Genomic DNA, 17,309 nt, shown 5'->3' with positions numbered 1-17,309 from the left:
TGCCCTGTCCGCACCAGCCGGACTGGACTGGGTCTCGCTCAGCTCAAGAAGCCTCTGCGGTTCGGCGAGTTCATGAATTCGGTGCGCGCCTCAAGGAAGGCGTCACGAGCCCCAGACAGGTCGGCCAACGTCTGCTGGTACCTCTCGGGGTCAGAACGCTTCCACTCCGGGGGGACCTCTACGTAGGCCGGGGGCTGGAGCCGTTGTCTGGGGCGTGCATGCTGTCGAGTTCGTCGATCAGTCGGCGGAGGCTGTCCATGAACGTAGCGTGGGCGTCCGCCAGCTCAGGATCGCTGGGCCGGTTTCCCGCAGAAGGGAACGGTGTATCGCCGGGCCCGCCAACGGCGCTGCCCCTGCGGGGAGCAGTTCCTCAGATACGGGAAGCCCCTCATCGCATCCCGGGGCGATGACGCCGTGGACGCTCGGGGCTCAGGGCTGCGCGCCGGCCGTCACCGCCGCAGGCTCTTCGTGGATCTGTGCGGGAGCGGTGCGGTGGGTGCGTTCGACGGCCTGTCCCCAGTAGATGCCGATGATCATGAGTGTCGCTCCGAGGGCCGCCCAGAAGGTCAGCCGTTCACCGCCGAAACCGATTCCGATGGCCACGGCCCAGATCGGTTCGGTGCCGAGCAGCAGACTCGCGCGGCTGGCGGAGGTTCCCTGCACGGCCCAGGTCTGGGCGAGGAAGGCGAGGACGCTGCAGAACAGGGCGAGGTAGACCAGTTCGATCCAGGTGGCGGAACTGCTGTGGGCCAGATCGGAGGCGTGGAAGGCAGCGGGCACCAGGAACAGGGCCGACCCCAGGACGGTCTGCATGGTCGTCAGGTGCAGCGGGTCCACGGATCGACCCTCCGTCAGCCGTCCGACGAGGGTGACATGCCCGGCCCGGACCACCGCGGCGGTGAGCATCAGTGCGTCTCCGAGCCGCGGGGTGTGGAATCCGGTGCTCGAGGTGAGCAGCCCGACGGCCAGGACGCAGAGGCCGGCGCTGAGGAAGAACGTCCAGGGCAGCCTCCGCTTGCCGGTGCGATCCAGCATCGGCGTCAGCACAATGGTCAGGCTGATGATCAGCCCGGCGTTCGCGGCGCTGGTACGCGCCACCCCGAAGGTCTCCACCACGAGCACCAGCGCCTGCGTGACTCCCAGCAGCGAGCCGAGACGGACCTCCTCGCCGGTCCAGCGGCGCGTTCGGCGGCGCGTTCGGCGGCGTGAGGCGACAACGGCGCCGCACGCGAGCGCGGAGATCGCGTACCGGGCGAACAGCACCGTGATGACCGGGAGCGCGGCCGTGGCCGTCTTGGCCGCGAGATAGCTGGAGCCCCAGACAAGCGCGACCAGCAGAAGTACCGCGTCGACGCGGCGGGAAGCGGGCATGCTCCCACGCTTCCTCATCCGGACATTGAAGGGTAGGACCACCTTCTCAAGTGAAGTTGTAGGAGCCCTACACTCTTGCGGATGGATGAACGTCAACTGCGAATCCTGCGCGAGCTGGGCGAACTGGGCAGTGTCAGCGCGGTCGCCGAGGCTCTGTATGTGACACCGTCGGCGATCTCCCAGCAACTGCGGCTGCTCCAGCGCTCGGCCCCCGTCCCGCTCACCGAGCGCGCCGGACGCCGGGTCGTGTTGACCGAAGCCGGGCAGGCGCTGGCCGCCGCGGCGATCGAGGTGGAAAGCGCCCTGGCCCGGGCGCGCCGTACGATCGACGACTACACCACGCAGGAGGACGGTGCCGTCTCGGTTGCCGCCTTCCACAGCGCCGCCTCCGCGTGGTTCCCCTTCCTGCTTCGCAGCCACGCGGGCCAGGACCGCCCACGCCTGACGCTCGCCGACGAAGACGTCGCGCAGGACCGCTTCCCCGCGCTGACGCGCGGCTACGACCTGGTGATCGCCCACCGCCTCGACCACGGGCCGCCCTGGCCGGTCACGGTCGTCTCCGGCACGCTGCTGCGCGAGCCCCTCGATGTCGCGCTGCCCGTCGGCCACCCGCTGGCCGCGAAGTCGTCGCTCACGCCCGGAGACGTGGCGGACCAGCCGTGGATCGCGGTGCACGACGGCTACCCGCTGATGGCGACCATCGAGGCGATCGCCGGTGCCGCCGACCGCCGGCTCGACATCGTCCACAGGATCAACGAGTTCGCGGTGGCGGCGGAAGCCGTGGCCGCCGGCGGCGGCCTGGCGTTGATGCCCCGCTGGACCGCCCGGGTCCACCCCGAAGTCGTCCTCAGGCCGCTGGACGGAGTGCCCGCCCGGCGCCGCATAGACGTTCTCCACCGACCCGAGCGTGTCGCCCGCAAGGCCGTCCGCGCGGTCCTTGCCGAGCTGCACCGCGCCGCCTCGGCGATCCAGCAGCGGGATCGACCAGGGGACTTCGTCGAACCCAGGTAGCGCACTCCGTGTGGCGCCGGCCGGCGAGCGTTCCTTCTCACCGCTCGGGTCCGCACCGCCGTGCCGCCGGAACCAGCCCACGCCGTCCGAGGTCCGAACCTTTGTCGATCCGCCTGGAGGGGATGGAGAGACGTTGCCCGCCGGTCCCTCCGCAAGACCTCCGAGGACTGGTGGGACCCTGGCCACCCTTGCGTCACAAGCCTCGCCGCCCACCCCGGGGACCGGAAGAGCGCGCCCACCGCACGGGCAGCGCAGGGAGTTGAGTCCAGACGCTTGACGCACCCCGGATGGCGTGACATTCTTTCAAAGATCGGATGACAACGTTGTCAACTCCCCCATCCTTCCCGTTTTTCTCCACTGTCGACGTACCAGCGTGCTCACCACAGAACCGTGACCGGGTTGCTCCGGCGGGAACGCGGCGCGCGGGTCACTCCGTCGGCGCCGGCCTGAACCCGACGCGCTCATCCGTTCATGTTCCCGCATTCACGTTCTTGACGGCTCCGGCGCAACAGTCAGAGGGGATCGCGATGAGTGGCATCGACCGACGGAATTTTCTGACCGGCGGCATGGCTGTGGTGGGCGGCGGTGTGCTGGCTGCCGCCGGCGACCCCGCGACGGCGAGCGCCCAGCCGGCTGTCGCCGGGTCGGCCGATGCCCGGCCGGCTGGTCACGTGCAGAAGGGCGGACTCGTGAGCGGCGAACTCATCGCAGGTTCCTGGACGTTCCAGGCGACCAACGAGATCCCCGCCGCGAGCGGCGAGCAGTTGGCGAGCGGCGCGGAAGTGAAGACGATGGCGCCCGCGGTCGTCCCGGGCACCCCACTCACCAGCGTGATCAAGAACGGCACGTATCCCGACCCCTTCTACGGCAGGATCGTCACCGATGCGGTGCCGGACACCCTCAAGGACACCGACTACTGGTACCGCACCGAGTTCGACGTGCCGGAACTGGTGCCGGGGCAGCGTTTCTGGCTGCGCTTCGACGGCATCAGCTACAGCGCGCGGATCTGGCTGAACGGCACCTCGGTGGGGAGTATCGAGGGGGCCTTCCATCGTGGCGTCTTCGACGTGACCGAGCTGATCGCCAGGGCCCAGCAGGGTCACTCCACGGCAGGCCGCACGGCCTACCTGGCGGTGCGTATCGGCAAGCTCGACTTCACCGACCCCCCTTCGTTGCCGAGCTACACGAGCGGGGTGACGCGCGGCGGTCGCAACGGCGGCTCCACCGGTGCCACCCTCAAGAACGGCCCGTCGTTCTTCTGCACCGCCGGATGGGACTGGCTGCCGACCATCCCGGACCGCAACATGGGGATCTGGCAGCCCGCCTCCTGGTTCACCACCGGCGAGATACGCCTGAAGGACGTATCGGTCGACACCACGTTGAGCGACGACCTGGGCAGCGCCGAGATCGCGCTCACCCTCACCTGCGACAACGCGGCCGGCAAGGCGGTGGCCGCCACCGTGACCGGGTCGATCGACAAGATCCGGCTCCGGCACGAGATCACCGTCGAGCCCGGGACGACGTCGGTGAGCCTGACCTCCGCCGACATCCCCGGGCTCAGACTCGCCGCTCCCAAGCTCTGGTGGCCCAACGGCTACGGCGAGCCCTATCTCTACACCCTCCAGCTGGAGTTGGCGGCCGGCGGCGCAGTGTCGGACCAGCGCGAGCTGAAGTTCGGCGTGCGGCGCATCGAGTACGTCAACGCCGACCAGCAACTGCGCATCAGGATCAACAACCTGCCCATCCTGGTGATGGGGGGCAACTGGGGGCTGGACGAGGCGCTGAAGCGGACCCCGCGGGAACGGCTGCGCAACCAGGTACGGCTGCACCGGGACGCCAACCTCAACCTCATCCGCAACTGGAACGGGCAGAGCACGACCGAGGACTTCTTCGCGGCCTGCGACGAGTACGGCATCCTGGTCTGGGAGGAGTTCTTCTTCTCCTCCGAAGGTCCGGCCGCCAGCAACATCCAGCGCGACATCGACAACATCCGCGACTGCATCGTCAACTACCGCAACCACCCCTCGATCCTGCTGTGGTGCGGCGGGAACGAGAAGTCGCCGCCGCAGGAAATGGTGGACGCCCTCGACCGGTTGGTCCAGGAGCTCGATCCGCAACGGGTCAGCCTGACGAGCTCGGCGGGCGACACGGGAACGAACGCGATCAAGGGCTTCTCCTCGGGAGGGCCCTACCAGTGGGAGACGCCCAGCTCCGAGTTCAGCCTCGCCCGCACCAGGTCGACCCAGTCCAACCCGTTCCGCAACGAGATCGGCTCCTACTCGATCCCCACGCTGGAGTTCATCCAGTCGATGCTTCCCGAGTCCTCATGGGAGACGCCGGACGACTACTGGGCCGACCGCGACGTCAACGGGAACGGCGGGAACGGCGGCGGCGCCGGCTACATCGCCCTCACCGAGAGCCGTTACGGCGAAGTGCGGAACCTGCCCGACTTCGCACGCAAGTCGCAGCTGATGAACTACGAGTGCACCAAGGCCATCTACGAGGCACCGTCATCGATGATGCTCGGCCCGAGCTCGACATCGGTCCCCGACCCCGCCACCGGCGTGATCATGTGGATGACGAACCCGGCGCAGCCGAGCTTCGTCTGGCAGATGTACAGCCACGACCTCGAAGCGCACTCGTCATTCTACGCCGTGCAGCACGGCTGCCGCCGGGTCAACGTCATCATGGACGCCTCCACCCGCGACCTGGTCCTCGCCAATCACACCGCTCAACCGATCAGCGGCAAGGTCACCGTCGAGATCCGCGATCTCGACGGCAGCGTGAGCAGTTCCACGGTGGTCGCGGCCAGTGGCGTGCAGCCGGCGTCCGTCAAGACGGTGGCGAACCTGTCGTCGAGCATCAGCGCGGCGTCCACTGCTGTCTGTTTCGTGCGCCTCACCCTGACCGACCCGCACTCGGCCGTCATCGCCGAGAACTTCTACTGGTACGACAGGTCCGGTGGCGACAACACCTATACCGACCTCGACACGATGAAGCCGGCGGTGATCTCCGTCTCCGCGTCGGCCAGGGACGTCGACAAGGCACAGACGGAAGTCACCGTCGTGGCGAAGAACGCGGGTACCTCGGTCGCGCTGATGACGCACCTGCAGGTCTTCGACAAGAAGACCGGGGCGCGGGTCCTTCCCGTGTTCTGCACCGACAACTACCTCAACATCGTGCCCGGAGGGACCGCGCGGGTGAAGATCTCCGTTCCGGGGATGACCGACGACCTGCGCGAGAGCCTCGCGATCCGTGTCGACGGGTGGAAGCTCGACACGGCGCGGTCCACGCTGCACGGTGACGGCGTACAGGTGGTCTTCAACGAGAACGCTCTGGCGACGAACCCGGCCAAGAAGACGTTCAACGTGTAGGCGGCGCTACGGGAACCTGACCGGGCTTCCGTCACCAGGGCGCCGGCTCCCGCGAACGCGCCGCGCTCGTCGTCGAGGAACCGGCCCGGCGCTGTCCGGGACCGGCTGCGCCGCCGGCACGGCGACCTGGAGGGCGTCCACCGCGACCATGCCCTGTCAGGCGCCGGCCGCCGCGGCGTTCTCCTCGACACGGGCGCGCACCCAGGCGAGGAACGCCCGGACCTGCGGACCGGGCAGGGGCAGCGCGGCGGCGCGTGGACGTTCGAAGCTGCGGACCGCGGCCTCGATCAGCGGACGGAACTCCTCCTCCGCGGCGGCGACCTGCCCGGCCGCGTCGCGCTTGGCGAACCAGCGCCCGGTGCGGCAGTAGACCACGGAGCGGCAGCCGTTGAGGACCCCCGGTTGTCGGCGAGATGCCCCTCACCGTCGCCGTGTTCGCGCACCGAGTCCCGGATCGCGGTGTACAGGTCCGTCGGCCGGGGCGCCGCGATCACCTCCGATGCGGGCGGGCCGTAGAGCGCGATACCGTCCTGGTGGGCCACGGAGCGGTCGATGACGTACCAGAACGACGGGGCCCCGCCCGTGTCGAAGGCGGCCCGGCCCGGCAGTTGGGCGCCGGTGTTGAGATCCAGCAGATAGCCGGCCGCCCCGGACGGGACACGGGCGAAGTCCGCTGCGTAGACGACCAGTTCCAGCCCCGCCGCCGGGCAGGGCAGCCGCCGGTGATCGAGTGCGTCGGCCAGTGCCCGCAGGGCCGCGGCCGGAGGCGGGCCCTCCACGACGACCGTGACGTCGATGTCACTGCGGCCGTGCCGGTAGTCGCCGAGCGCGAGGGAACCGACCGCGACCACCCCGGTCAGCCGGGGGCCGCACACCTCGCCCGTGCGGCGTACGAGCTCTGTCAGGTAGGGCCGAACGTCGGCGGGAACGGCATGGAACAGCTCGGTCTTGGCGCCCATCCGGCCAGTATGGAACATCACCCGGCAGGGAACATCACCGAAACGGGCGAAGCCGCCGGTGCCGGCGCCGGAAGGAACCCAAGTCCCCAAGGTCCGAGCCGCACACGCAGGTGGCGAAGGTGCGGATCAGCGTCGGTGGACTTGAGGACCCTCCGGCTGGCGGCCACGGCGGCGGCCAGGCCGATGACGGCCGCCAGTACGAGGCTGATGCGCAGGCCGTGTTGGAAGCCGGCCGCGCCGGTGATCCGTGTGCCGAAGACGGCCACGGCCAGTGCACCGCCGAGCTGCCGCTGATGGCGTCAGGCCGGCACAGGGTGCGGCGCTCGTCCGGCGTCACTTGCCGCCGTAGACGGGGAAGACGCTGTGCTCGCCGTAGTCGACGTCGCGCAGGCCCCGCAGGACGTCCATGTCATCGCCGGAGATCTCGAAGTCGACCTCGGCGTTGGACCGCATGTGGTCGGGGTTGGCCGTCTTGGGCAGCGACACGGTGCCCAGCTGCAGGGTGTAGCGGATGCACAGCTGGGGGACGGACACCCCGTACTTCGCTGCCACCGCCTGGACCTCGGCGTTCTGCAGGATCGAACCGTGGGCGATCGGGGAGTACGCCTCGACGAGGATCTGCTTGCTCTCGCAGTAGGCCAGCAGCTCGAAGGGGGTGTTGCCGGCGTGCACGAGGAGCTGGTTGACGTGCGGGACGACGGTCGCGCCCTGAAGGATGTTCTCGAGATCGTGCTGCTGGAAGTTGGAGACACCGATGGATCGGACCCTGCCGGCCCGGTGGGCCTCCTCCAGGGCACGCCATGCCTCGCGATTGCCCTGGTCGTAGCCGTCGCCGCCGAAGTCGTCCCAGGGCTGCGGGCTGTGGATCAGCATCAGGTCGATGTGGTCCAGGCCCAGCTTCACGAGAGAGCCGTCGATCGCGGCGACCGCCTGGTCGTGGTCCTTGATCTCCGCGGCGAGTTTGCTGGAGACGAACAGCTCGTCGCGGGGCACCGGAGAGGTGCGCACGCCCTCGCCGACACCGCGCTCGTTGCCGTACGCCTGGGCGGTGTCGATGTTGCGGTAGCCGATCGCCACGGCTGCGCGGACCGCGTCGGCCGCCTTGTCGTCGTCGATGAACCAGGTGCCGAGCCCCAGCCGGGGAATCTCGACCCCGTTGGACAGGGTGTAGGTCTCGTCCAGGACGCTCATGAGTTCGCTCCGTTCTTCGGCAGCTCGCCGTACGCCTCGTCGGTGACGGGTTCGAGCCATTCGTTGCTGACGTCTTCGCCCGGGGTGATGAAGGCGACGTGGGAGAACCACGCGTCGGCCTTCGCGCCGTGCCAGTGCTTCGTGCCCGCCGGGACGCGGACCACCATTCCCGGTTCCATGCTGACGGGATGCTCGCCCTCGGCCTGGTACCAGCCGCTGCCCGCCGTGCACAGCAGAATCTGATCCCCGCCCCCGGCGGTGCCGTGGTGGATGTGCCAGTTGTTCCGGCAGCCCGGCTCGAAGGAGACGTTACTGACGAAAACGCTCCCCGAGGCGAGCGGAGCCAGGTAGCTCTGGCCGACGAAGTACCGCGCGAAAGCGTCGTTCTTCTCGCCGAGGGGGAAGATCTGGTCGAATCCGTTGCTCGCCATCTCGTTCTTTCCTTTGGTTCAGCACGCCCCACCGGCCGTGCGGGGTGTCGTCGCCCTGCTCGCGCCGGTGGTCAGGCGGTGTGCCCGTCGGCGATCTTCTTCAGCTGGGTGATCGCGGTCATGGCGTTGGGCCAACCGGCGTAGAAGGCCAGGTGCGGCGCGGGTCAGTGCGCAGGAGTTGAAGTGTTCGGTCGCGACGTCCGTCGGCGCCCAGTCCGGCGGTCGAGTGCACGATGGTGGCGATCCTGGAGGCGCCCAGGACTTGTGCCTGGTCGGGCGGGGCGGCGTAGCGGGAGATCGGGCACTTGACGCGACGCGGGTTGACACGTGCCCGGCGGGGCGGGAGCAGGTTGTGCAGTACTGCCGATGCGATCTGGCCTGGTCCGGTCTCGGGCACTATATCGGCGGCGGCGATGACCTGGTCTTTCGCGGTCTCCAGGGCGACGGTGAAGGAGGCGCGGTCCGGGTCTGCGCCGGGGACTGTTTCGACGGCCTCGACCATCGCCCGGCGCAGTGCCTGGTAGACGGTCAGGTGAGCCCATAACTCCTGCTGGATGCCGGCCGCGTCCTGGGAGCGCAGTACCAGGCCGCACTGCAAGGTGTGACGGAGCGAGTAGAACGCCGATTCGATCTCCCAGCGCTCGTGGTAGAGCTCCACGAGCTCGGCGGCGGGATAGCGGCGGTGATCGGTCAGCGTGGTGGCCAGCCGGTAGTGGCCTTCCAGCCGCAGCCCTTTGGCCGTGGTCACCGTGATGCGCGCGTCGATGATTCTCAGCTTGGTCCCGTTGATCCTGGTCAGGAACGTCCCGTCCGGCAACGGCGCCCAACGGGCAGGTGTCCGGGTGCCCTTGAGCCGTACCAGTAATTGGGCGCCGGTGGCCGCGGCCTTCGCGAGGAAGTCGTCGGAGTCGAAGCCCCGGTCGTTCAGCAGCAGCATGCCGTCGTCCAGCAGCGGAAGCAGTTGCTCGGCATAACCGGTCTCTTTCTCGGGCGTCGGTCCGAAGACTGCGCCGAGCAGGGCCCGGGTTCCGGTCTCGCACAGCACCATGATCTTGAGCATCGGGTATCCGTCCGTGCCATAGCGGTGCTTGTGCTTGCCCAGCCACGCACAGACTCGCGGCCGGTCAGGGGCCTTGGTGGAACTGCACCCGTCGAAGGCGACCGTGCGCCAGCATCGGTATCTCACTCCGGGTGTGTTCGGCTGTGCCACGGGGCCGGCCAACGTTTCGAACAGCAACCGGAGCGGTGCGACCCCCAGCCGCCTGCGGACCTCTCGCAAGGCCTTCTCCGAGGGCCCCGGGGAAGAAGCCCGCGCAGCCCGGCGGTGAGCTTGTCCCACACGCGCACGTACCCCAGCGTCGGAAAGAGGACCAGTGCCAGCACGAAGTACACGCCCACCCTCGAGGGCAGCAGCCGCAGCCTCCGCTGGGCACCGCCGACGCGTTTCAGCACGTCATCGATGAGTTCGAAGGGCAACTGCCGGGTCAGTTCGCCGAGATGCCCCGGAGCGAAGACACCATCGGCGACGGTAATCGACGACGTGAGCGTGACGGTGGAACACTGAACGGACAACGGGGCTCCTTCGAGCGGGAAGACCTTGGTCGGCTTCCCTGCTCTACCAGGAGCCCCGTTGCCCTGACCTGCGCTTCCTCGAAATAGCCCGATCCGGTTGACAGACACGGATCGGCCCTAACTCCGCGGTCTTGGGGTACTTACGGGGTGCTGGCATTGCTCGTGGTTCTCCTTACGCCCGGAATCGTAACCCAGGCTTCAAGGACTCCACGAAGATCAGTGCAGCTCAAACCAGCTGGGCGAACGTCGCCGACGGCAAGGGGTCACGCAAATGTCGCCGATCTCGACGCCCAAGGCATGTCCACGCGTACGGCGCTCCGGGACTGCTTCAGTTCCCGTGTGTGGTGGGTGGTTGCCGGACGCCGCAGGCGAGAAGGTCGCGGAGGAACGCGCATTCTGACGGTTCAACCCCGGTAGGAGTTGTGCGAGCCCTTGGCCGACGATGTTGTCGGCTGTCTTGAGTGCTCGTGCTCCGGGGGCGGTGACAACCACCTGGCTGTGGCGGCGGTCGGCCGGATTGCGCCGGCGTTCTGCGAGCCCGGCTTCTTCGAGGCGGTCGACCGCGATGACGGCGATACCGGGTGCCTTGCCGAGCAGCCGGGCGAGTTGCTGCTGCGCGTCCGGAGCATCGGTGGCGAGGGTCAGGAGGACCGCGTAGTCCCGCCCGGTCAGCCCGCTGGGGGCGAGCCATTCGTCGGCGGCGGTCTCCAAGGTGGTGCCGATCCGGGCGAGGAGCAGCGAGAGCCGTGCCCGCGCCCACGTCTTTCCGTAGGCAGCGGAATCGACGTAGCCCCCTGCCGCGTTGCGGAAGATGCGCCCACCACCGCCATCCATCCCGCGACCACACGCTGGCCTGGTCCCATTGGCGCCGCCGGCACCAAGCACACGCACGTCGTTGCCACTACAAACAGCGCGGACACACCTTCGTGCGACCTCCCCGCGGAACTGCCCCCGGCCCCGCAGCAGCCCGGCTTCGCTCACCGCCACCAGGCCGCTGACCAGGACATACGGAGCGCTCTCACTGGAGTGCTAGGCGAGCGGTCCCAGGATCTCCTGAGACTCCACGAGCGCCTGCTCGCTGGGGGTCCTGCCGTCGTCGAGAACGCGCGCGGCCTGCCGGGCCCGGAGGTCGGGATGCGCGGCGGCGGGGCTGGCGAAGCCGTGGCGGGCGCGGGCTTCGGCAGGCGTCAGCACCTCCTCGCGGCACGGGGGGATGCCGAGCTTCACCGGTGCGACCACCGGCACCGTGGACGGGGAAAGCCTTGCCAGCAGCCGCAGTTCGAGCCGTGGGCTGAGGTGCACCACCGCGAAGGCGACCTTCATGACGGGCACGATCAGCAGGTCGAGGAGAGCCGACTGCCGGATTCCCGCCAGCTCACGCATCCAGCGCGGCATGGTGGCGATGGTGGCGATCCGCTGTGCCTTCGCGGCGACGAGGTCGGCCGGCCTCGCCCAACGGGACGCCGGGGGCAGGACGTTCTCGCTCTTCAGCAGATGCCGCATGGCCTGCCGGGCGATCGGGCTGGCGGACAACCGCGGCCGTATCCGCTCGAAGTACGCCCGGACGCCCTCACGAGTGCGGGGAACGTCGTCGGAGGAGCACGTCTGCAACTCCGCGGCGACCGCACACGCCTGCCAGTACTCCTGCTCCTCCTCGTCGGTGAGCTTCCCCGGCCCGTACCGCTCGTAGGCGTAGAGGATGGAGTGCCAGCCGGTGAGCTGTATCCACAACTGCGAGGCGGGGTCGTTGGCGTCGTAGGTCCCGTCGCCGTAGGGCAGCCGGCCGATCGCCTTGGAGTGGACCTTGACCAGGACGTCCGCGGCCGTGCACACGTCGCGCGAGCCCGCGAAGGCCACCATCGCGAAGTAGCGCAGGGTCCGGTCGTAACGCGTGCGAGGGCGCCGGTAGATCCCCTGGGTGTGGTGGACCGCGGCGACCAGGGGCGGGTCGAGTTCCTCCACCACCACCGCCCGCTGGAAGCCCACCGTCAGCGACGTCGGGTACCCCCACACCTTCCACACCACCGAACCAGGGCCGAAGAAGCCGTAGTCGTCGTGCGGTTGTACCTCGCTGCGCCTCAGTCCGGCCATGCTGCCACCCATCGATTACGGCACTGGTGACTTAAATTAAGTCACACGTGTCGTAAACTGCCAAGGTGTCCGCGTCCGCCTCTTCAGAAGCCACCCCGCGCAAGCGGCGCCCCTACGCCCCGCGCGTGCCGATCGCGGAACGCCGGGAGCAACTGCTCGACGCCGCCCTGGCCGTGATCGTGAGCGACGGCTACCAGCGGGTCTCCGTCGATGCCGTCGCCAAGCGCGCCGGCGTCACCCGCTCGGTGGTCTACGGGGCCTTCGACAACCTCGACGCGCTGCTGGGCGCGCTGCTCGACCGGCAGCAGGCCCGCGCCTTCGCCGCCCTGCTGGAGACGGTTCCCAGCAGGGCGGACCTGCGCGACCCGATCGCGTTCGCCTCCGAGGCGGTACGCCGGATGTCCGCCATGCTCCGCGAGGACCCGGACACCTGGCGGCTGATCCTGCTCACACCGGGCACCACGCCCGCCGTCGTCCGCGACCGCATCGACGCGGACCGGGAGCGCTTCCGGCGCCAAGTCGAATCCTGGCTCTCCGTCGTGCTGGCCGACCGCGGCGAGTCCGCCCTCGACCCGCAGGTTCTCGCGCACGCGCTCGTCGCCTGCGCGGAACACTTCGGCCGCATCGCCCTCACCCAGCCCGGCCGATTCGACCTCGCCCACCTGCTCGGCCAGGTGCGGGCGATCCTGAGCGCCGTCCTGCCGGCCCGATGACGCCGGAACACCGGCCCCGATCGGGCGGTGCGCTGCGGGTCAGGCGGCATCGGTGCGCGGGAAGACATACTCGTCGAGCACGATCCCGAGGGCGACGGCCGCCGGGATCGCCACCAGCCCGCCGATGACGCCGAGCAGGGAGCCGCCCGCGAGCACCGCGACCACCGTCACCACCGGATGGACGTCCACGGCGAACTTCATCGCCCGCGGCATGATCAGGTAGTCCTCGGCGATGCGGAAGCCGACGTAGAACGCCGCGGTGGCCAGCGCCACCGGGAAGGAGACGATCAGCGCGACGAGACTGACCACGATGCCGCCCACTGTGGAGCCCACGATGGGGACCATGTCCATCAGTGCGACGAAGAAGCCCAGCGCCGCGGGATAGGGCACGCCGATCGCCGCGCACCACGCGAACGTGGCGACACCGGCGATCGCGGAGGTCGCGATGTTCCCCAGCATGTACCGCCCGACCTGGCTGAGGATCTCCTCGGTGACGGCCTCCACGCGCGGCCGCCGGGAGCCCGGCACGAACCGGTGGCAGAACTGCTTGATCGTCGGCAGCGCGGCCATCAGGTACAAGGTGACGGTGATGACGATGACGGCGGAGGTGACGACGTTGATCACCATCTGCCCCGCGCCCACCACACCACCGGCCACCTCGGAGGCACCGCCTGAGCCGAGTTGCTGCTGCGCCTTCTCGATGACGTGGTAGTGGTCCTCCAGCCGACCCAACGTGGAGTGGTGGTCGCGCAGTTGGCGGCGCCAGCGGGGTATGCCGGTGGTGAGCGCGTCGACCGCGGCGGTGACCGGCGGGATGAGCAGCGCGAGGAAGCCCGCCAGCAGCGCCGCGAACCCGGCCACCACCACTGCCACCGACCAGCCGCGGCGCAGCCCTCGGCGCACCAGCCCGCCGACCAGCGTCTCCAGGCTCACCGCGATGAACACCGCGAGCAGCAGCAGCGTCAGCAGCTCACTCAGCCTGAGGACGGTCCGCGCCACCAGCCACGCCAGGATCGCGCCCAGCGCCAGGCCGAAGCCCGTCCGGAACCACGACTGCCCGGCCGCCGCCATTCCGACGAGGCGGCGCGGCCGTGCGGCGCGCCCGGCCGGTGTGCCGGCGGCCGCGGTGTCGTCCACAGCCGCGACGTCGTCGGTGGCTGCGGTCCCGCCGGTGCCGGACGACCCCGCCGAACGGCCCGCGGCCCGAACGATCTTCGGCCCGCCGGCGTCCGACTCGCCGGTTCCCGCTGCCTCGGGGTCCGCCTCTCCCGTGCCGAGCGGGTCCGGCGCCTCCAGGCGCGGTCCCGCGGGCGTGGGCACCGCCTGGGCGGGTGTGTCATGCATGTGCGGTCCCTCCCTCGCCCGGGGCCGGCTACGGGTGTTCACCGGGTGGCGCCTGGCGGATCAGTCGTCCTTGATGACGTCCTTCACCGCGTCCTTGGCCTTCTCGACGGACTGGCGCGCGTCGCCCTTGGCCTGGTCGCCGCGGCCTTCGGCTTCGAGCCGCTCGTTGCCGACCGCGTGCCCGACGGTCTCCTTGGCCCTGCCCTTGATCTGGTCGACCTTGGCGTCGGTCTTCTCGCTGCCACCCATGACAACTCCTCGGTAGAAGCGTCGGTCCGCCACCGCGTCGCGGTAGCCATCCCTTCACCTGTCCCGTGCGGCGCGGTTCACCCCTCACGGATGTCTCCTTGATCGACCGGAGGAGGAAAGGTGCCCGCGCGGAAGAGACCGGATGCCGTGACGGGCCCTCCAGGTACACCCACCGTTCGGCGGACACGACCCGGGCACGGAAACGTCCGGATCTGCGAGGCGAGGCTACTGACGGCGAGAGCGGAAAAGTGGACAGGCTCCCCGTGGGGGTGGGCTCGCCCCTCTCGTGGCCGACCCCTGGCGGAGGTGTTTCCCGACCACCGGGGCAGACGGCAGGGCATGGACACCCCTGACGCCACGCACCGGTTCCCGCGCCGGGCGGCCCGGCCGCTTCCGCTGATCGTCGCGCTGACGGCCGCCCTCGCCGTGATCGCCGCGGTCGTCCTCACCGGCCGCGGGCCGCACCACGAGTCGGCCGACCCGGCCGGGAACCCGGGTCCCGCGGCCACGGGCGGGCCAGGACATCCGACCGCCTTCCGCACCGCAGGCGCCGATCTTCTCGTCCTGGACGGTGTCTCCGGCCGGGTCCGGATCGCTGCCGACGCCGACGCTGACGGTGTGTCGGGCACGTTCGCGCGTGCGGACGGGTCCCGCGCGCGTATCACCGCCCGCACCGGCCGGGGCCCCGCCGGGAGCACGGTCACCGTGGTCTGCGCGGACGGCACGGGTACGGCGGTGCCGTGCGCGGGCGACCTGTCCGTCACCGTGCCGAGCCGCACCGGCCTGCGGCTGCGCCAGACCTCCGGGCAGACCACGCTGTCCGGGCTCGGCGGCCGACTGGACGTGACGGTCGCCTCGGACCGTCTGGCCGCGAGCGGGCTGCACCCGCGGCAGGCCGGCCTCACCGTCACCTCCGGCAGCGCGGACATCGGCTTCTCGCACGCGCCGGACCGGCTCAGCGTGAACGCGACGTCCGCCTCGGTGGCCCTGCGGGTGCCGCCGCTCGACGGTTACTCCGTCACCTCGGCCGCGACTTCCGCCGACGTACGGGTGGAGGTGCCGCGGCACGGCGGGGGCCCGCACGTCATCGCGCTGCGGACGGTGTCGGGCTCGATGGCCGTGCTCCCCGCCTGACCGCGCCATGCCGGCACGAACGGCGCCGCAGGGGCGGCGATTGAGGCGGCGAACCGGATTTCCTCATGCCGGTCCCCCAGATCCGACGACCGCGGATCGATACGCGGACTCACTTCCCGCATCGCCTGCCGTCACCCCGTCAAAACCTCGGCGAGGCAGGGGAGCCGGCGGCGCCGGGTCCGGAATCCCGGCCGTCGATCGGCGAATCCGCCGTGATTCCGGGACGGGTGCAAAGCAGCGCACGGGTGGCTCGAACCAGCCGTTTCCCACCGGGGAAGCAGGGCAGCGGAACGGTCAACGCAGCTTTTCCACTCGATTTCCCAGCAGGCCGATCCAAGGGAGGCCGTGATGCACGGATACCAGGAAGCCTGGAGGAACTACGCCGTATTCAGCGGGCGCACGTCCCGATCGGAATACTGGAGCTTCATCCTGATCAACATCCTCATCTCCGCGGCGCTGGTGGCCGTCGACACCGCGATCGGCAGCAGGCTGCCGGACGTGCTCTACGCCCTGGCCGTGATCGTCCCCAGCCTGGCGGCAGGGTGCCGCAGGCTGCACGACACCGGCAGGACCGGCTGGTGGCAGTTGCTTGTGATCATCCCCGTGCTCGGCTGGATCGCCCTCGTGGTGCTGGAGGCCCTCGACGGCGACCACGGCGCCAACCAGCACGGCCCGGACCCCCGCCGGCGCGCGTTCCACGGAGCGACCCACCCCGCCTGACGACGTACCCGGCAGAGCATGAGGGTGGTGCGGTAGGAGACGGCGGCAACCACCCGTTGCCTCCGGAAGGTCCCGGCCTCCCGCGCTCGCTGCGCCGGTCGGCGTCATCCGTTCGCCCGGGGGCCCTCCGGACGTCGGGTGGGCGGTGCCCGCCGGGGTGCCGGGTGGCGCCGCGGCGGTGTCGGAGAGAACAACCTGCGCGACTACCTCGGCCGCAGCCTGCGCGCCGCCGGGGACGACTGGTACCAGCTGTAGGCCATGGCCGGGCCTCGTTCCGGCTCCGTCAGATCCGCATCCTCACGCACCCGTCGCGAGCGAGCATCCGGTCAGATCGGGCTGCTGATCTGACGAGAAAGCCCTTCGAGGAACTCCAGGACGCTGGCTGCGGCGAGGTCGAACCGATCGAACCACGAGGCGGTTGTCGACCTCCAGATCCGCCCGGAGCCTGCCAGTGCGAACAGATGCCCGCCGCCCTCGCTGGCGAAGACCAAGGCAGGCTCTTCCCCGTCGATCTGGACAGCCCCGTACTCGCGGAAGTGGTCCGCGACCAGCGGGAGATCGCCGCGGCATGGTCCTCGCTGCGGCTCGGTGGCCGTCCAGCACGGGCTGATCGCCGTCGGGTCCGATCTGGTCGACCGCGACCTCGTCGCCAAAGCTCCGAACCGGACCTGGGTCGCGGACTTCACCCACGTCGCGGCCTGAGCCGGCATGGTCTACGTCGCCTTCGTCGTCGACACCTTCTCCCGCCGCATCGTCGGCTGGTCCGCGGCCACCACCAAACACACCGAACTCGTCCTGGCCGCAGTCGAGATGGGCCTGTGGCAGCGCGACCGAGAAGGCAACCGCCACCAGCCCGGCCAACTGGTACACCACAGCGATGCAGGGTCGCAAGGCGGATTCGACTGGTCGTCGCGACCCTCTTTCGCCCTCGCCGAACACTTGCACCGCGAGGGCATCGCAGCCTCCATCAGATGCGTCGGTGACGCCTACGACGACGCGCTGATGGAGTCCACGATCGGTCTCTACAAACCTGGCCGACGCCGCTGGTCACGCTGGTGCGCCGCGAACACCAAGATCCCCACAGATTCAAGCCTGTGCTCAAGGGATTGACACGAGTTCAAGTAGTTAGGAAACTTTCCTAACGAAATC

17 protein-coding genes and 2 pseudogenes are annotated in these 17,309 nt (G+C 69.7%); 6 read left to right on the top strand and 13 right to left on the bottom strand.

Annotation, left to right across the window (positions count from 1 at the left end):
- Positions 1 to 429: 429 nt before the first annotated feature.
- A complete protein-coding gene (locus OG370_RS39260; protein WP_328472959.1) occupies positions 430 to 1,371 on the bottom strand; it encodes a DMT family transporter in 942 nt (313 codons plus the stop codon).
- Positions 1,372 to 1,452: 81 nt separating this feature from the next.
- Between OG370_RS39260 and OG370_RS39255 the strand changes: the two genes are divergently transcribed.
- Both OG370_RS39255 and OG370_RS39250 read left to right on the top strand, forming a co-directional pair.
- Positions 1,453 to 2,382 (top strand): LysR family transcriptional regulator, encoded by a 930-nt coding sequence (locus tag OG370_RS39255; protein ID WP_328472957.1) that lies wholly within the window; start codon positions 1,453 to 1,455, stop codon positions 2,380 to 2,382.
- Between the two features lie 527 nt (positions 2,383 to 2,909).
- Positions 2,910 to 5,756: a glycoside hydrolase family 2 protein gene (locus OG370_RS39250; protein ID WP_328472955.1), complete on the top strand. Its 2,847-nt coding sequence runs from the start codon at positions 2,910 to 2,912 to the stop codon at positions 5,754 to 5,756.
- Between the two features lie 156 nt (positions 5,757 to 5,912).
- Here OG370_RS39250 and OG370_RS39245 read toward each other — a convergent pair whose 3' ends face one another.
- From OG370_RS39245 to OG370_RS39205, 9 genes and pseudogenes are all read right to left on the bottom strand, one after another.
- Entirely contained in the window at positions 5,913 to 6,131 is a 219-nt protein-coding gene (locus OG370_RS39245; protein ID WP_328472953.1) for a hypothetical protein, read from the bottom strand.
- Complete coding sequence (locus OG370_RS39240) at positions 6,044 to 6,715, bottom strand: nucleotidyltransferase domain-containing protein (protein ID WP_328472950.1); 672 nt, start codon at positions 6,713 to 6,715, stop codon at positions 6,044 to 6,046. Before OG370_RS39240 ends, OG370_RS39245 begins: the two co-directional genes overlap by 88 nt.
- Before the next feature lie 17 nt (positions 6,716 to 6,732).
- Positions 6,733 to 6,981, bottom strand: coding sequence for a hypothetical protein (locus OG370_RS39235; RefSeq protein ID WP_328472948.1), 249 nt, complete (start codon positions 6,979 to 6,981; stop codon positions 6,733 to 6,735).
- A 67-nt stretch (positions 6,982 to 7,048) separates the two neighbouring features.
- Entirely contained in the window at positions 7,049 to 7,906 is an 858-nt protein-coding gene (locus OG370_RS39230; RefSeq protein ID WP_328472946.1) for an aldo/keto reductase, read from the bottom strand.
- On the bottom strand, positions 7,903 to 8,337 hold the full coding sequence (locus OG370_RS39225; RefSeq protein WP_328472944.1) for a cupin domain-containing protein: 435 nt from the start codon (positions 8,335 to 8,337) through the stop codon (positions 7,903 to 7,905). The genes OG370_RS39230 and OG370_RS39225 overlap by 4 nt, the downstream gene beginning before the upstream one ends.
- A gap of 71 nt (positions 8,338 to 8,408) precedes the next feature.
- Positions 8,409 to 8,492 (bottom strand): annotated as a pseudogene (locus OG370_RS39220) (carboxymuconolactone decarboxylase family protein); the annotation flags it as partial.
- Positions 8,486 to 9,909: pseudogene (locus OG370_RS39215) on the bottom strand (IS4 family transposase); the annotation flags it as partial. The pseudogenes OG370_RS39220 and OG370_RS39215, both read right to left, overlap by 7 nt.
- A 216-nt stretch (positions 9,910 to 10,125) precedes the next feature.
- Positions 10,126 to 10,743 carry a MarR family winged helix-turn-helix transcriptional regulator gene (locus tag OG370_RS39210; RefSeq protein ID WP_328472942.1) on the bottom strand — a complete coding sequence of 206 codons (618 nt, stop codon included), beginning with the start codon at positions 10,741 to 10,743 and terminating at the stop codon, positions 10,126 to 10,128.
- Positions 10,744 to 10,938: 195 nt separating this feature from the next.
- Positions 10,939 to 12,000 carry an oxygenase MpaB family protein gene (locus OG370_RS39205; protein WP_328472940.1) on the bottom strand — a complete coding sequence of 354 codons (1,062 nt, stop codon included), beginning with the start codon at positions 11,998 to 12,000 and terminating at the stop codon, positions 10,939 to 10,941.
- A 65-nt stretch (positions 12,001 to 12,065) separates the two neighbouring features.
- On the opposite strand from OG370_RS39205, the gene OG370_RS39200 reads away from it, so the two are divergent.
- On the top strand, positions 12,066 to 12,713 hold the full coding sequence (locus tag OG370_RS39200; protein ID WP_328472938.1) for a TetR/AcrR family transcriptional regulator: 648 nt from the start codon (positions 12,066 to 12,068) through the stop codon (positions 12,711 to 12,713).
- Positions 12,714 to 12,752: 39 nt separating this feature from the next.
- On the opposite strand, the gene OG370_RS39195 is transcribed toward OG370_RS39200, so the two are convergent.
- Complete coding sequence (locus tag OG370_RS39195) at positions 12,753 to 14,057, bottom strand: AI-2E family transporter (RefSeq protein ID WP_328472936.1); 1,305 nt, start codon at positions 14,055 to 14,057, stop codon at positions 12,753 to 12,755.
- A 60-nt stretch (positions 14,058 to 14,117) separates the two neighbouring features.
- Positions 14,118 to 14,306: a CsbD family protein gene (locus OG370_RS39190; RefSeq protein ID WP_328472934.1), complete on the bottom strand. Its 189-nt coding sequence runs from the start codon at positions 14,304 to 14,306 to the stop codon at positions 14,118 to 14,120.
- A gap of 339 nt (positions 14,307 to 14,645) precedes the next feature.
- On the opposite strand from OG370_RS39190, the gene OG370_RS39185 reads away from it, so the two are divergent.
- Positions 14,646 to 15,440: a hypothetical protein gene (locus OG370_RS39185; RefSeq protein ID WP_328472933.1), complete on the top strand. Its 795-nt coding sequence runs from the start codon at positions 14,646 to 14,648 to the stop codon at positions 15,438 to 15,440.
- A gap of 348 nt (positions 15,441 to 15,788) precedes the next feature.
- A complete protein-coding gene (locus tag OG370_RS39180) occupies positions 15,789 to 16,160 on the top strand; it encodes a DUF805 domain-containing protein (RefSeq protein ID WP_328472931.1) in 372 nt (123 codons plus the stop codon).
- A 326-nt stretch (positions 16,161 to 16,486) separates the two neighbouring features.
- Here the strand turns inward: OG370_RS39180 and OG370_RS39175 are convergent, their stop codons facing one another.
- Positions 16,487 to 16,651, bottom strand: a complete 165-nt coding sequence (locus OG370_RS39175) for a hypothetical protein (protein ID WP_328472929.1) — start codon at positions 16,649 to 16,651, stop codon at positions 16,487 to 16,489.
- A gap of 217 nt (positions 16,652 to 16,868) precedes the next feature.
- Between OG370_RS39175 and OG370_RS39170 the strand changes: the two genes are divergently transcribed.
- The gene (locus OG370_RS39170) at positions 16,869 to 17,270 is read left to right on the top strand and encodes a DDE-type integrase/transposase/recombinase (RefSeq protein WP_328472927.1); all 402 of its coding nucleotides are present in this window, start codon (positions 16,869 to 16,871) and stop codon (positions 17,268 to 17,270) included.
- Positions 17,271 to 17,309: the final 39 nt, after the last annotated feature.

It is taken from the genome of Streptomyces sp. NBC_00448 (assembly GCF_036014115.1).
In the GTDB taxonomy this organism is placed as follows: domain Bacteria; phylum Actinomycetota; class Actinomycetes; order Streptomycetales; family Streptomycetaceae; genus Actinacidiphila.
The sequence above is the reverse complement of the archived record's forward strand: the minus strand, read 5'-3'. Positions and strand labels throughout refer to the sequence as shown.